Raw genomic sequence first — 12,758 nt, 5'->3', positions numbered from 1 at the left:
CGGCGGCCCCTCCGGGCGTACGAGGCGCCGGGCCGCGGCGCGCGTATGGGAACGGAGCCCCGCGCCCGCCGCCGTCAGCCCAGCCGGCGGTAGCGCCCCCGGTAGTACGTCAGCGGGCCGCCCTCCTCGGGCGGCAGCCGGGTCGCGAGCACCCGGCCGATGACGAGGGTGTGGTCCCCGGCGACCACGCGCTGCTCCGTGCGGCACTCCACCGCCGCCAGCGCGCCGGTGACGAGCGGCGCCCCGGAGACCTCGCCGCGCTCGTGCGGCAACTCCTGGAAGAGGAGCCGGTCGCTGAGGCGGCCCTTCATCGCGAAGCGGCCGGCGGTCTGCCGCTGGTTCTCGGCGAGTACGGACACCGACCAGAGGGGCTGCCGCTCCAGCAGTTCGTCCATCCGGGAATCGTTGCGAACGCTCACCATCACCAGCGGCGGGTCAAGTGACACCGACATGAACGCCGTCGCCGTCATGCCGACGTCCTCGCCTCTCGGGCCGTCCTCGGCGTCATGTGCCGTCACCAGCACCACGCCCGCCGCCAGCCGGGCCATCGCGGCACGGAACTCGTCGTCACTCACCCCTTCAGCATGGGGTATGGACTCGGTGCGCGGGGTGGGGCTCTGCTTCAACACACCTCGCACGCTATCCGGGCCCGCTCCGCGTCCGCATCGGGCCCGGGGCGGAGCCGGGACCTAGGTCCCGGGCGGGAGCGGGCGGGCGCCGCCGGTATTCCTTCATCCGGATTTGCGTTCAAAAAGCGTGAGCCCGGGCAGGGGCCATATCGTCAACTTATGAACCCAATCTGTGACTTGAGTCACAGCAGGCAGTAATTGTTGACCCTGTGTACCGAGTGGGCAGCTCGCTGTGATTCAGTGGCCGTGGCAATCGGACGACCAGAATCCTGGAGTTGCTGTCGAGGTCTCGGGGAGTGCGAAAGATGGAGGCCGAGTCGGAACCGTACGTCCGTCTTGCGACCCTGCGGCAGCTCCACCATGTCGTCGCGGACCTCAACACCGCCCGCAGCCTGGCAGACACCCTGCAGACCGTCGCCGACGGAGTCGTCAACGGACTGAACTACGAGCTGGCGGCGGTCAACCTGGTCCGCCCCGACGGTGATCTGGTGGTCGCCGCGGTCGCGGGCAGCGCGGGCGCCGAAGCACTGATGGCGGGCCGCGTCGGCTCGCGCGCCTCCTGGGACCGCAGGCTCTCGATGGGGGTGCGCTGGGGCGAGCTGCGCTTCATCCCGCACACCGAGGGCTGGGTCCTCGACGACGACGACGTACCGCAGTGGCACAGCGGCGGCCCGCAGCCCCGGTTCGCCGACGAGTGGCACCCGATGGACCGGCTCCTCGCCCCCATGTACTCCTCCAGCGACGAACTCCTCGGCGTCATCTCCGTCGACAAGCCGCGCAACGGCCGCCGCCCCGGCCCGTGGGGCCGCGAAGCCTTGCAGATGTACGCCTTCCAGGCCGCCATCGCCATCAGCAACGCCCGGCTCCGCGCCAACATGCAGCGCGCCCTCGTCCGGCTGGAACGCGAACAGCAGGCGCTGCGCGCCAGCGAGGAGAGCTTCCGGCAGGCGTTCGAGTACGCCCCCAGCGGCATGGCCATCGCCGAGATGGGCGGCGACCAGCACGGCCGGCTGCTGCGCGCCAACGACGCGCTCTGCCGCCTCCTCGCCCGCCCCGCCGCCACCATGCGCCGCTACTCCTTCTCCGACCTGGTCCACCCGGAGGACATCGGGCTGCTGCTCCGCACCTCCGCCGAGGGCGGCCGGGCCGAGCTGCGGCTCGCGCGGCGCGACGGCAGCTACGTCTGGGTGTCGCTGCGGAACAGCGTCGTCGCCGACGCCGCCGACGGCCCGCGCTTCCTGCTCACCCACGTCGAGGACATCGAGGAGCGCAAGCGGCACGAGCTCCAGCTGGCCCACCGCGCCAGCCACGACTCGCTCACCGGACTGCCCAACAGCGCCGAGCTGCGCGCCCGGCTCGGCGCCCGGCTCTGCAACCGGCCGCCGGACTCCCTCGGCCCGGGCGGCACGCCGGCCGTGGCGAGCGCCGACGCGTACGGCCCCGGCACCCTGCTCGCCGGGACCGACGAGAACGGCTTCAGCGACGGCTTCGACTCGGCGTTCGGCGAACTGCCCGGGTCCGGTCTCTACGACGGCCATGTGCACACCGTCGCGCCGTCCGAGGGCGAGACGGACGACGGCACCAAGGGCCTCGCGGTGCTCTTCTGCGACCTCGACGGCTTCAAGTCGATCAACGACCGGTTCGGGCACCACACCGGTGACGCCGTGCTCATCGAGGTCGCGCGGCGGCTGACGCACGCGGTGCGGGACGGGGACACGGTGGCCCGGCTCGGCGGTGACGAGTTCGTGGTCCTCGCCGACGGGCTCGGGCGCGCGGACGCGCAGGACCTCGCCGTCCGGCTGCGCAACGCGATCATTCCGCCGATCCGGGTGGACGGCCGTGCCGTACGGGTCGGGGCGAGCTTCGGCATCGGCTGGGCCGGGTGCGGGATGTCGGCGGAGGAAGTGCTCCAGTCGGCCGACCAGAGGATGTACATCGAGAAGCGGTCCCGGTCGGGGCGCACGCACCGCCGCGCGGGCTGACCGGCGGGCCCGGGCCGGGAAGCCCGGGCGTGCGGAGCCGGGGAGGATCTGCCGGAGGGGCGCGGTGCGTGGTGAGCCGCGGGGATCAGATGGCTGATCCGGTGGTGGATCGGGTGGTGGATCCGGTGGCGGGCGAATGGGACTTACCTCACCTTTGTGGGACGAGTGGGCAGGTCGGCGAGGGGAAGGCGCACGATTCGCCGCACCCGTGCCCGCCCGGCGGGCCGCGGCGTTGAACGGCCGCCTCGGTGAGCGGGTACGCTCGGTCGATCGGCCGTCGGCCGAGGTGAATCGATCATGAACATTGGCCATCCGGACAGCACGGACCTCACTCGGGCCGCCCCGGCACTGATAGGAGCTGTCCGAGCGCTGCGGACGCGGCGCGAGTGGTTCGGCAACCAGTTGGGGAGTGACAGGGGATGACGGCCGGCAACAACGGAGCGGGCACACCCGAGAACGACGACCCGTTCGCCTACCTGTACCGCTCGGAGGGCGGCGACGGGGGCGCGGACGGCGCGGCGAGCGACGGCAGCACCGCTCAGTACGGCCGCCAGGCCCCGCAGCCCGGGGTGCCCCGTACCTCGTACAACCAGGTCCGGCGCGTCGGCGAGCGCCAGTACGGCGGCCAGCAGTCCGGCTACGGCTACCCCCAGCAGCAGTCGGGGTACGGCTATCCGCAGGCACAGTCCGGCTACGGCTACCCGCAGGGGCACGCCTCCCAGCAGCCGGGCCCCGGCCACCCGCAGAGCCCCAATCCCGCCTACGCCGCCCCGGAGACCCTCCCGGGCGGCGCCCCGCGCCGGGCGCCGCAGTCCGGGCACGGCGGCGGGGGCCGCGGCCCCAACAGCAAGGGTCTGCTCATCGGCGCGATAGCCGTGGTGGCGGTGGTCGTCATAGGCATCGTCGCCGCGATGGCGGCCAACGGCGACGACGGGACGGACGGCTCCAACGAGGCCGACAGCTCGCCGAGCGCACCCGCGGACAGCGGCGACCAGCAGCAGGACCCGGTGGACGACGGCAAGGACAAGGACAAGAAGAAGCCCTTCTCCTCCGACAAGGAGGACGCCGCGGAGCTGCGGCTCGGCGGTGGCGCGACCGTCGCGAAGGACGTCCCGAACGCCCGCTCCGACAGCGGCGCGTACGTCGCGGGCATGAACAAGCCCGGCGCGACGGCGACCTGGAAGGTCGACGTGCCGAAGAAGGGCCCGTACACCCTCTTCGTCGGCTACGGGGTGCCCGGCGAGGACGCCGGGGCGACGCTGATGATCAACGGGAAGAAGAACGAGACCCCGCTGAAGCTCAAGAACTGGTCCAACGCCGGGAAGGGCGAGTGGGACAAGGGCTGGAGCACCACGTACAACTTCATCCAGCTCCCCAAGGGCACCAACACCCTGGACATCACCTGCGCCGCCGGTGACAAGTGCAACTTCAACCTGGACTGGGTGCAGTTGAAGGCCGGGCACGTCGAGAAGTAGCCGCCCGGAGCGGCCGCCGCCCGCGCGCCGGAAGCGGCCGCCGCCCGCGCCCGCCGGAAACGGCGGGCAGGAACGGCGGGCAGGAACGCCGGACAGGTACGGCGGGCACGGCCGACGGGCAGCGGGCAGCGGGAACGGCCGGGCCCGGCGCGGGGCGCGGCCCGGGCTCAGCCGACCACCCGTTCGGTGACCGCGACCCGCGGCAGCAGCGCCTCGTACGCCTCCTGGTCGAACTCGCCCGCCGCCGGGGCCAGTACGGTCGCCGCCGACAGCGCCACCGCCCTGGCCAGCCGGTCCGGCCAGGGCAGCCCCTCGACCAGCGCGGACAGCAGCCCGGCGACCGCGGAGTCGCCGGCGCCCGTCGGATTGCCGCGCAGCCGCTCCGGCGGTGCCGCCTGCCAGCCGCCGTCGGCCGTGCTGACGAGCATGCCGTCGGGGCCGAGCGAGGCGGCCACCGCGCGGGCGCCCCTCCTGCGGGCCTCGCGGGCGGCCCGTACCGGCTCGGTGAAGCCGGTGAGCCCCGCCAGTTCCTCCGCGTTCGGCTTGACCAGGTCGGGGCGGGCGGCGATGCCGCGGCGCAGCGGCTCGCCGCCGGTGTCGAGGAGCACGGGTACGTCCGCGGCCTGGGCGGCGCGCACCAGCGAGGCGTAGCTGCCGACCGCGAGACCCGGCGGCAGGCTGCCGCACAGGGCGACGGCGGAGGCGTCGGCGAGGAGCCCGGTGTAGGTGCCGAGGAAGGCGTCCCACTCGTCCGGGGTGACGTACGGACCGGCCTCGTTGAGCTGGGTGGTGTTCCCGGAGCCGGTGTCGACGACGCCGAGCGTGCGCCGGGAGTTCCCGGCGATCGGGGTCAGCGCGTCCTCGACCAGGCCGCCCCCGGGGGAGTCGCCGAGCAGCTCGTGCAGCACGGCGCCGACCGGGCCGCCCGCGAATCCCGCGACGACGGCCCGGTGGCCCAGGGCGCCCAGGACGCGGGCCACGTTGAGGCCCTTGCCGCCGGGGCGTTCCGCGGTTTCGGCGACCCGGTGCTCGGCGGCGGGCCGCAGCCGGGGCACGCGGTAGGTGATGTCCAGCGCGGCGTTGAGCGTGACCGTGACGATCATCTGTTCCCCCCTCTCGTGCGGCGACGTGCAGGATCGCTGACGCGCCGTACCGGTTGACGTACGGACAAGTGCGCGAGCGATCATGCCAAAACGGCGGCGGTCGGCCCAGTGCCCGGGGCCGTCCGCCGCCGTTGTCCGGTCTTGTCCCGGCGGCAGGGGCGGGCCGGGTGCCGTTGGAGGACGGGGCGTACGCGGGCGGGCGCGGGCGGACGGCCGTGCGCGGTGGCGTCCCCTCCGCGCGGGCGGCCTTCGTCCCGGCGCGCGCCGTCAGCCCGTCTTCGGGGCGACCACCCATGCGCCCTTGCGCATCACCCCGGCGATCCGGAAGTCCGCGTCCAGCACGACGAGGTCGGCGTCCTTGCCGGGCTCCAGCGAGCCGACCCGGTCGGCCACGCCGAGCAGCCGCGCGGGGTTCGCCGACAGCGCCCGTACGACATCCTCGACCGGCAGCCCGTCCACGGTCACGGCGCGCCGGAACGCGGTGTCCAGGGTGAGCGTGGAGCCCGCGATGGAGCCGCCGTCGGCCAGCCGGGCCACGCCGTCGGCGACCTCGACGTCCAGCCCGCCGAGCCGGTAGCGGCCGTCGCCCTTGCCGGCGGCGCTCATCGCGTCGGTGATGAACGCGACCCGGTCCGCCCCGGCGCGCGCGAACGCCAGCTCCAGTACGGCCGGATGCAGATGGATCCCGTCGTTGACGAGTTCGACGGTGACCCGCTCGTCCTCCAGCAGCGCGGCGATCGGCCCCGGTTCGCGGTGGTGCAGGGCCGGCATGGCGTTGAAGAGGTGGGTGGCGACGGTGGCGCCTGCCTCGATGGCCCGGTGGGTGGCGTCGTAGCCCGAGTCGGTGTGGCCGACGGCGGCGATCACACCGTGCTCCGCCAGCAGCCGTACGGAGTCCAGCCCGCCCGGCAGTTCGGGAGCGAGGGTCATCATGCAGGCCGTGCCGCGCGCGGCGTCCAGCAGTTTCCGCACGTCCGCCGGGTCGGGATCGCGGAGCAGCGACGGCTCGTGGGCGCCGCAGCGGCCGGGCGAGATGAACGGGCCCTCGAAGTGGACGCCCGCCAGGTCGCCCTGCTCGACCAGTTCGGACAGCGCGGCGGCCTGCCGGGCCAGGTCGTCGAGGTCACCGGTGACGGTGGAGGCGACCATGGTCGTGGTGCCGTGCCGGCGGTGCGTGTCCGCGACGGCCAGGGCCTCCTCGGCGGTGCCGGCGGAGAAGGACGCGCCGCCACCGCCGTGCACGTGCACGTCGACGAAGCCGGGAACGATCCAGTGCCCGGTGAGGTCCAGGCCCGCGGCGGCCGGCACGGCGTCCTCCGCGGGGGGCGGCACGATCACGGTGCCGGAGACGGCGATCCGGGCGTTCCCGTCGATGCCGTCGGGCAGCACCACACGGGCGCCGGTGAGAACCTTGTCTGCCACCATCAGGCGGTTACCTCCGCGGAGAGTAGATCCCAGGCGAGCAGCCCTGCGCCCAGGCAGCCGGCGGTGTCCCCGAGGGCCGCCGGCACGATGTGGGGCTCTTGCTGGAACGTCAGGCGGTCCCGTACGGCCGCGCGCAGCGGGACGAAGAGCGTGTCGCCCGCCTCCGCCAGCCCGCCGCCGACGATGACGAGCCGGGGGTCCAGCAGGGTGATGCCGGTGACCAGCCCGTCGGTGAGGGCGCCGACCGCGTCCCGCCAGACGGCGCGGGCCCGCTCGTCGCCCGCGGCGACGGCCCGGGCGCAGCCCGCGGCGTCGGCGGACGGGTCGCCGCAGGCGGCGGCCCAGGCGCGGGAGACCGCGGCGGCGGAGGCGAGGGTCTCCAGACAGCCCGCGCCGCCGCAGCCGCAGGCGGGGCCGCCGGGGCGTACGACGATGTGGCCGATCTCGCCCGCGCAGCCGTGCGCGCCCGCCTCGATGCGCCCGTCGATGCCGATGGCGCCCGCGATGCCCGTGCCGAGCCCGAGGAACAGGAACCGGTCGGCGCCGCGGCCCGCGCCGAGGCGGCCCTCGGCGAGCCCGCCGGTGCGCACGTCGTGGCCGAGGGCGACCGGGAAGGGCCGGCCGGCGGTGTCGCCGGGGCCGCCGGCCAGGCGCTCGGCGAGCAGGGCGCGCAGCGGGATGTCGCGCCAGCCGAGGTTGGCGGCGTACACGGCGGTGCCGGTGGTCTCGTCCACGACGCCCGGCACGGCGACCCCGGCCGCGGCGGCGGGTTCGCCGTACGCGGCACGGCCGTGCGCCCGCAGTGCCTCCGCGAAGTCGAGGATGGCCGCGACGACGGCTTCCGGGCCGCGTTCGCGCCCGGTCGGCCGGCGGGCCTCGTGGAGCACGGTGCCGTCCGCCCCGACCAGAGCGGCTTTCATCCCGGTGCCGCCCACATCGAGGGCGATGACGTGTCTCACGGGGACAGTCTCGCCCGGACCGGGGCGAGAGGTCTAGTCCACTCGCTCCGTAGAGTGTGTCGTCCGGATTGCGAACAGTGGTCTTAACCTTATTGAGTTGGTGTAGACCTCTCTGGGCGGGTTGTGGGTGGATTCTCTAGTGCACAAGATGATGACGGCGGCGCGGCGGAGACGGTGGCGGCGCGGGGCGGCGGGCGTCCTCGCGGCCGCAACGGTGCTGACGCTGTCCGGCTGCGGCGGCGATTCGACCGGCGGCCGGGTCACGCTGCGGATGGTCGCGGCCGACTACGGCGACAGCAAGGCCAACAGCTCGCAGAAATACTGGGACCGGCTCGTCGAGGACTTCGAGTCCGAGCACGAGGGCATCGAGGTCGACGTCACCGTCCTCGACTGGGCGGACGTCGACAAGGAGGTCGCCGAGATGGCCGACCGCGGCGAGGCGCCGGACATCGCCCAGATCGGCGCCTACGCCGACTATGCGGCCGAGGGCAAGCTCTACAGCGCCGACCAGTTGCTCTCCATCCCCGCTCAGGCCGACTTCCTGCCCGGCCTCGCCCAGGCCGGAGAGGTGCACCGGACGCAGTACGGGCTGCCGTTCGCGGCCAGCACCCGGCTGCTCTTCTACAACAAGACCCTGTTCGAGAAGGCCGGTGTCACCGGGCCCCCGCGGAGCTGGGAGGAACTCCGGCAGGCGGCGCGGGCCCTGGAGGACGCCGGGGTGAAGACACCGTACGCGCTGCCGCTCGGGCCCGAAGAGGCGCAGGCCGAGACCATGATGTGGATGCTCGGTGGCGGTGGCGGCTACACCGACAACATCAACAGCTATGTCATCGACTCGCCCGAGAACGTGCGGACGTTCGAGTGGCTGCGGGACGAGTTCGTCGGCGAGGGACTCACCGGCACCGACCCCGGCGGGCTCAACCGGCAGGAGGCCTTCGACGCCTTCGCCCGCGGCGAGGTCGGCATGCTCAACGGCCACCCGACGCTGATGCGCCAGGCCGAGCAGGGCGGCGTGAAGTACGGCATGGCGCCGCTGCCCGGCCGGGAGGGCGAGTCCGAGGTGGCGATGGGCGTCGCCGACTGGCTGATGGCCTTCAAGGAGAACGGTCACCGCAAGCAGGTCGGGACGTTCCTCGACTTCGTCTACGGCGAGGAGAACGTGCGCGACTTCTCCGAGCGCTACGACCTGCTGCCCGTCACCAACTCCGCCTCCGAGGCCATGCGCGCCGACGAGGGGAACGAACACCTCTGGGACTTCCTCGACCAGCTTCCGGCGGCCGACTTCTACCCGTCGGACAAGACGTCCTGGGCGCAGGTCAGCCGGGACGTCAAGGCGAAGGCGGGCAGCCTGGTCCGGGACGGCGCGGACCCGGCCGGGGTGCTGTCGGAGATCCAGCGGGACGCGGCGCGGGCGGAGACGGCGGTCCGCTGACCGCCCGGGGGCCGTCCGGCCCCGGGCGGGGGCCGGGCCTGCTTCGGGGCGGTGCCGGGCCTGGCTCCGGGTGGTCCCGGGGCGCGCCAGGGTGTGTTGCGGGCCTGGTTCCGGTGGTTCCGGGGTGCGCCGGGGTGTGCTGGGGCCTGGTTCCGGGGTGGTCCCGGGTGCGCCGGGATGTGCTGCGGGTGCCGGGGCGGGCTCTCCGGGAGGGGGCTCCCACCGCGTATTCACGGCCGCCCGAACCGCTGTGCGGCAGGCCGCCCCTGCACCGCGGCCACACATACACGTCGGTGTGGAAGACCCCCTCCCCGCGGTCCCGCCCACTCCCGTTCCCGCGCGGCTGCGGGCCGTCCGTCGTCGGTGCTCCGGCCCGGAGCCGCGGTCGCCGGCTGCCGGGTGACGCCTGCTCGTGGTCCGGGGAGGGTGCCCTGGTGCGAGACGGGTCCGTGGCCGCGGCACCGCGCCGCGGACCCGGGCCGGAGACGGCCGGCGGAGACCGGGACGGGCCCGGCTATGTTGGACGGTGTGACTGACGACGGAAGCGCGGCGGAGGACGGTCCGGTGGACCCGGGATCCGGGGCCGGGCTGAGCGAGCGGGACCTCGCCGTGCTCGCCTTCGAGCGGCGCGGCTGGCCGGGGCCCGGGGTGAAGGAACGCGCCATACGGGAGCAGCTCGACCTCTCGCCGCCGCGCTACTACCAGTTGCTGAACGCCCTCCTGGACGACCCGCGCGCGCTCGCCCACGACCCCGTCACCGTCAACCGGCTCCGCCGCGTCCGCGAGACGCGTCGCAGCCACCGCTGACCGGCTCCCGGCTCCCGGGCCCCGCCGGGCCCGGTGACCCGCGCGCGGGCGGCCCGGCGCCGGTAGGGTCGGGGCCATGGGCAGCCTTCCGAACTCCCTGCCGACCCCTGGTTCCGCCGCCGGCCGCGGCGGGCTCGCCGCGCTGCTGGAGCGGCCCGAACGGGCCGTCGTGGCGCTCGACTTCGACGGGACCCTGGCCCCGATCGTCGCCGACCCCGAGCAGGCCCGGGCCCACCCCGGTGCCGTGCCGGCGCTCACCCGGCTCGCGCCGCTCGTCGGCTCGGTCGCCGTCATCACGGGGCGGCCGGCCGAGGTCGCCGTGCGGTACGGCGGCTTCGCCGGAGCACCGGGCCTGGACCATCTCGTCGTCCTCGGCCACTACGGCGCGGAGCGTTGGGACGCCGCGACCGGTGCCGTCAGCGCACCGCCCCCGCACCCCGGCGTCGCCGCCGCCCGCGACGAGCTGCCCGGGATCCTCGGCGGGGACGAGTCGCTGCACGTCGAGGACAAGGGCGGCCGCGCCGTGGCCGTGCACACGCGGCGGGCCGCCGACCCGCGCGCGGCGTTCGAGGCGCTGCGCGAGCCGCTGGGAGCGTTGGCCGAGCGGCACGGCCTGGTGGTCGAACCCGGCCGGATGGTGCTGGAACTGCGGCCGCCGGGCATCGACAAGGGCGTCGCGCTGACCGCGCACGTACGGGACTCCGGCGCCCGGGCGGTGCTGTACGCCGGGGACGACCTGGGCGACCTGGCGGCGTTCGGCGCGGTGGAGAAGCTGCGGTCGGACGGCGTGCCGGGGCTGCGGGTGTGCTCCGCCGCGGCCTCGGCGGAGGGCGCCGAGGAACTGGCCGAGCGGGCGGACGTGGTCGTGGACGGCCCGGCGGGCACGGTCGCGCTGCTCGACGCGCTGGCCGGTCGCGCGGGGGACGGGGACTCCGGGGCCTAGCCAGCGAGCCGCGTCGGGGGCGAGGCCCCGATCGCGGTCCGCGCGCGGCGCCGCGGTTCCGTTGCCGCGCGACTCCACCGGCCCCGGGACGCCCGTCCCGCGCAGACGGCTCCCCGGCCCCGGGACCCGCTTCCCGGGCTTCGGTCCCGCGACCCGCGCGAGCCCCCCTCATCCGGGCACGTCTTCCGGGCACGACGCCCGGTCTCCCCGTTCCCCGGCACGACGCCCGGTCTCCGGACTCCCGTTCCCCGGCACGGCTCCGGCCCCGGAGCGCCCCGATGCCCCGGCAACCGGGCCCGGCAATGGGGCCCGGCGACCGGGCCGGGCAATGGGGCCCGGCGACCGGGCCGGGCAATGGGGCCCGGCGACCGGGCCCGGCAATGGGGCCCGGCGACCCGGGCCCGGCAGTTGGGGACGGGCCTAGGAGAGCGCCTCCAGGGCCCGGAGCTGGTCGAGGAACCACTGCCGGGGCGGCAGCGCCGTCGCCGCGGCGGCCAGCCGCTTCGTGCGCTCGGTGCGCTCCGCCGGGGCCATGGACAGCGCCTCGTGCAGCGCCTCGGCCGTGCCCGTCACGTCGTACGGGTTGACGGTGACGGCGTCCTCGCCCAGGTCCTCGTACGCCCCGGCCTCCCGGGAGAGCACCAGCGCGCAGCCGTCGTCGGAGACCACCGGGATCTCCTTGGCGACCAGGTTCATGCCGTCCCGGATCGGGTTGACGAGGGCCACGTCCGCGAGCCGGTACGCGGCGAGGGAGCGGGCGAAGTCGTCCTTGACGTGCAGGACGACCGGCTGCCAGCCGCCCGTGCCGAAGTCGGCGTTGATCGCGTCGGCGACCCTGCTCACCTCCGCCGTGTAGTCGCGGTAGACGGCGAGGTCCTGCCGGGACGGGTAGGCGAAGGCGACATGGGTGACCCGGCCCCGCCACTCGGGGCGGGACTCCAGCAGCTCGCGGTAGGCGTGCAGGCCGCGGACGATGTTCTTGGACAGCTCGGTGCGGTCGACGCGGACGATCGTCCTGCGGGGCGCGCCGCCGTACTCGCCGATCTGCTCGCGCAGCGAGGCCAGCCGTTCGTCGACGTCCGGCTGCCGGGACCGCTCGCGCAGGAACTCGGCGTCCGCGCCCAGGCCGTGCACCCCCAGCCGGGCCGGGTCGGGGCGCTCGCCGAGCAGGTCGGCGCAGCAGTCGGCGAAGGCACCGGCCCAGCGGTGGGTGAGGAAGGCGGCGCGGTCGGCGCCGAGGACGCCGCGCAGCAGCTGCCGGGCGATGTCGTCGGGGAGCAGCCGGAAGTATTCCGGCGGCGCCCAGGGGGTGTGCGAGAAGTGGCCGATCCGCAGGTCCGGGCGGCGCTCGCGGAGCATGCCGGGCACCAGGCACAGGTGGTAGTCCTGCACGAGCACGGCGGCGCCCTCGGCCGCCTCCTCGGCGAGCGCGTCGGCGAACGCAGCGTTGTACGCCTCGTAGGCGGCCCACCGGCCGCGGAAGGCGGCGTCGAAGGACGGTTCCAGCGGCGTCTGGTAGAGCAGGTGGTGGACGAACCACAGGACCGAGTTCGCGATGCCGTTGTACGCGCCCGCGAAGGTGCCGGCGTCGATGTCCAGCATCCGCACCCGGCGGCCGCCGGTGTCGGCGGGATCGAGCCGGCCGCCGGAGCGGCGGGCGGCGAGACGGTCGGCGTCACCGAGGGCGGCACAGATCCAGGCGGAGTCCCCCGCGTCGCCGCCCTCGACTGCGGAGAGCCCGGAGACCAGGCCGCCGCCGCCGCGTTTGGCGGTCAGCGAGGGCGGGTCACCCGGGGCCGGGCCCTCGTGCGCGGTGTACGACACGGGGCCGCGGTTGGACGCGACGAGTATGCGGGCAGCGTGCTCAGCGACCATGACGCGAGCCTAGCCAGCGGTGGATCTGCTCAAACGTTCGGCCGGGTGTCATGAAGGTCTCCCAGGAGGGTCCGTCGGAGCACCGGGGGCGTACGGGTGCAGGGGCGCGGCGCGGAGGCGCGGGGCCG

General features: G+C 74.9%; 10 protein-coding genes. 5 read left to right on the top strand and 5 right to left on the bottom strand.

The window, feature by feature from the left end:
• Positions 1–74 precede the first annotated feature (74 nt).
• Positions 75–638: a flavin reductase family protein gene (locus GCU69_RS09795; RefSeq protein WP_257155800.1), complete on the bottom strand. Its 564-nt coding sequence runs from the start codon at positions 636–638 to the stop codon at positions 75–77.
• A 296-nt stretch (positions 639–934) separates the two neighbouring features.
• On the opposite strand from GCU69_RS09795, the gene cdgB reads away from it, so the two are divergent.
• Together cdgB and GCU69_RS09785 are read left to right on the top strand one after the other, a co-directional pair.
• On the top strand, positions 935–2,611 hold the full coding sequence (gene cdgB / locus GCU69_RS09790; protein ID WP_098753151.1) for a diguanylate cyclase CdgB: 1,677 nt from the start codon (positions 935–937) through the stop codon (positions 2,609–2,611).
• Positions 2,612–3,030: 419 nt separating this feature from the next.
• Positions 3,031–4,086: a carbohydrate-binding protein gene (locus GCU69_RS09785; RefSeq protein WP_098753152.1), complete on the top strand. Its 1,056-nt coding sequence runs from the start codon at positions 3,031–3,033 to the stop codon at positions 4,084–4,086.
• Positions 4,087–4,253: 167 nt separating this feature from the next.
• Here the strand turns inward: GCU69_RS09785 and GCU69_RS09780 are convergent, their stop codons facing one another.
• The 3 genes from GCU69_RS09780 to GCU69_RS09770 form a co-directional block, all read right to left on the bottom strand.
• Positions 4,254–5,189, bottom strand: coding sequence for a 1-phosphofructokinase family hexose kinase (locus tag GCU69_RS09780; protein WP_156205699.1), 936 nt, complete (start codon positions 5,187–5,189; stop codon positions 4,254–4,256).
• A 267-nt stretch (positions 5,190–5,456) separates the two neighbouring features.
• Positions 5,457–6,614, bottom strand: coding sequence for an N-acetylglucosamine-6-phosphate deacetylase (nagA, locus tag GCU69_RS09775; RefSeq protein WP_156205698.1), 1,158 nt, complete (start codon positions 6,612–6,614; stop codon positions 5,457–5,459).
• On the bottom strand, positions 6,614–7,573 hold the full coding sequence (locus tag GCU69_RS09770) for an ROK family protein (RefSeq protein ID WP_098753155.1): 960 nt from the start codon (positions 7,571–7,573) through the stop codon (positions 6,614–6,616). Before GCU69_RS09770 ends, nagA begins: the two co-directional genes overlap by 1 nt.
• 148 nt (positions 7,574–7,721) lie before the next feature.
• Between GCU69_RS09770 and GCU69_RS09765 the strand changes: the two genes are divergently transcribed.
• The 3 genes from GCU69_RS09765 (at position 7,722) to otsB (ending at position 10,755) form a co-directional block, all read left to right on the top strand.
• Positions 7,722–9,005 (top strand): ABC transporter substrate-binding protein, encoded by a 1,284-nt coding sequence (locus tag GCU69_RS09765; RefSeq protein ID WP_235978365.1) that lies wholly within the window; start codon positions 7,722–7,724, stop codon positions 9,003–9,005.
• 519 nt (positions 9,006–9,524) lie between these two features.
• On the top strand, positions 9,525–9,812 hold the full coding sequence (locus GCU69_RS09760; RefSeq protein WP_235978364.1) for a DUF3263 domain-containing protein: 288 nt from the start codon (positions 9,525–9,527) through the stop codon (positions 9,810–9,812).
• A gap of 76 nt (positions 9,813–9,888) precedes the next feature.
• On the top strand, positions 9,889–10,755 hold the full coding sequence (gene otsB / locus GCU69_RS09755; RefSeq protein ID WP_156205697.1) for a trehalose-phosphatase: 867 nt from the start codon (positions 9,889–9,891) through the stop codon (positions 10,753–10,755).
• 420 nt (positions 10,756–11,175) lie between these two features.
• Here otsB and GCU69_RS09750 read toward each other — a convergent pair whose 3' ends face one another.
• Positions 11,176–12,630 carry an alpha,alpha-trehalose-phosphate synthase (UDP-forming) gene (locus tag GCU69_RS09750; protein ID WP_156205696.1) on the bottom strand — a complete coding sequence of 485 codons (1,455 nt, stop codon included), beginning with the start codon at positions 12,628–12,630 and terminating at the stop codon, positions 11,176–11,178.
• Positions 12,631–12,758 lie beyond the last annotated feature (128 nt).

Origin of the sequence: Streptomyces lycii, assembly GCF_009735685.1 — a bacterium.
In the GTDB taxonomy this organism is placed as follows: Bacteria; Actinomycetota; Actinomycetes; order Streptomycetales; family Streptomycetaceae; genus Streptomyces; species Streptomyces lycii.
Note: the sequence above shows the minus strand (reverse complement) of the source record. Positions and strands in the feature narration are given on the sequence as shown.

What these genes read in the sequence shown, in the direction of transcription:
- cdgB (WP_098753151.1), top strand. Translation starts at nt 935, where the DNA reads ATGGAGGCCGAGTCGGAACCGTACGTCCGTCTTGCGACCCTGCGGCAG.
- GCU69_RS09785 (WP_098753152.1), top strand. Translation starts at nt 3,031, where the DNA reads ATGACGGCCGGCAACAACGGAGCGGGCACACCCGAGAACGACGACCCG.
- GCU69_RS09780 (WP_156205699.1), bottom strand. Translation starts at nt 5,189, where the DNA reads ATGATCGTCACGGTCACGCTCAACGCCGCGCTGGACATCACCTACCGC.
- nagA (WP_156205698.1), bottom strand. Translation starts at nt 6,614, where the DNA reads ATGGTGGCAGACAAGGTTCTCACCGGCGCCCGTGTGGTGCTGCCCGAC.
- GCU69_RS09765 (WP_235978365.1), top strand. Translation starts at nt 7,722, where the DNA reads ATGATGACGGCGGCGCGGCGGAGACGGTGGCGGCGCGGGGCGGCGGGC.
- otsB (WP_156205697.1), top strand. Translation starts at nt 9,889, where the DNA reads ATGGGCAGCCTTCCGAACTCCCTGCCGACCCCTGGTTCCGCCGCCGGC.
- GCU69_RS09750 (WP_156205696.1), bottom strand. Translation starts at nt 12,630, where the DNA reads ATGGTCGCTGAGCACGCTGCCCGCATACTCGTCGCGTCCAACCGCGGC.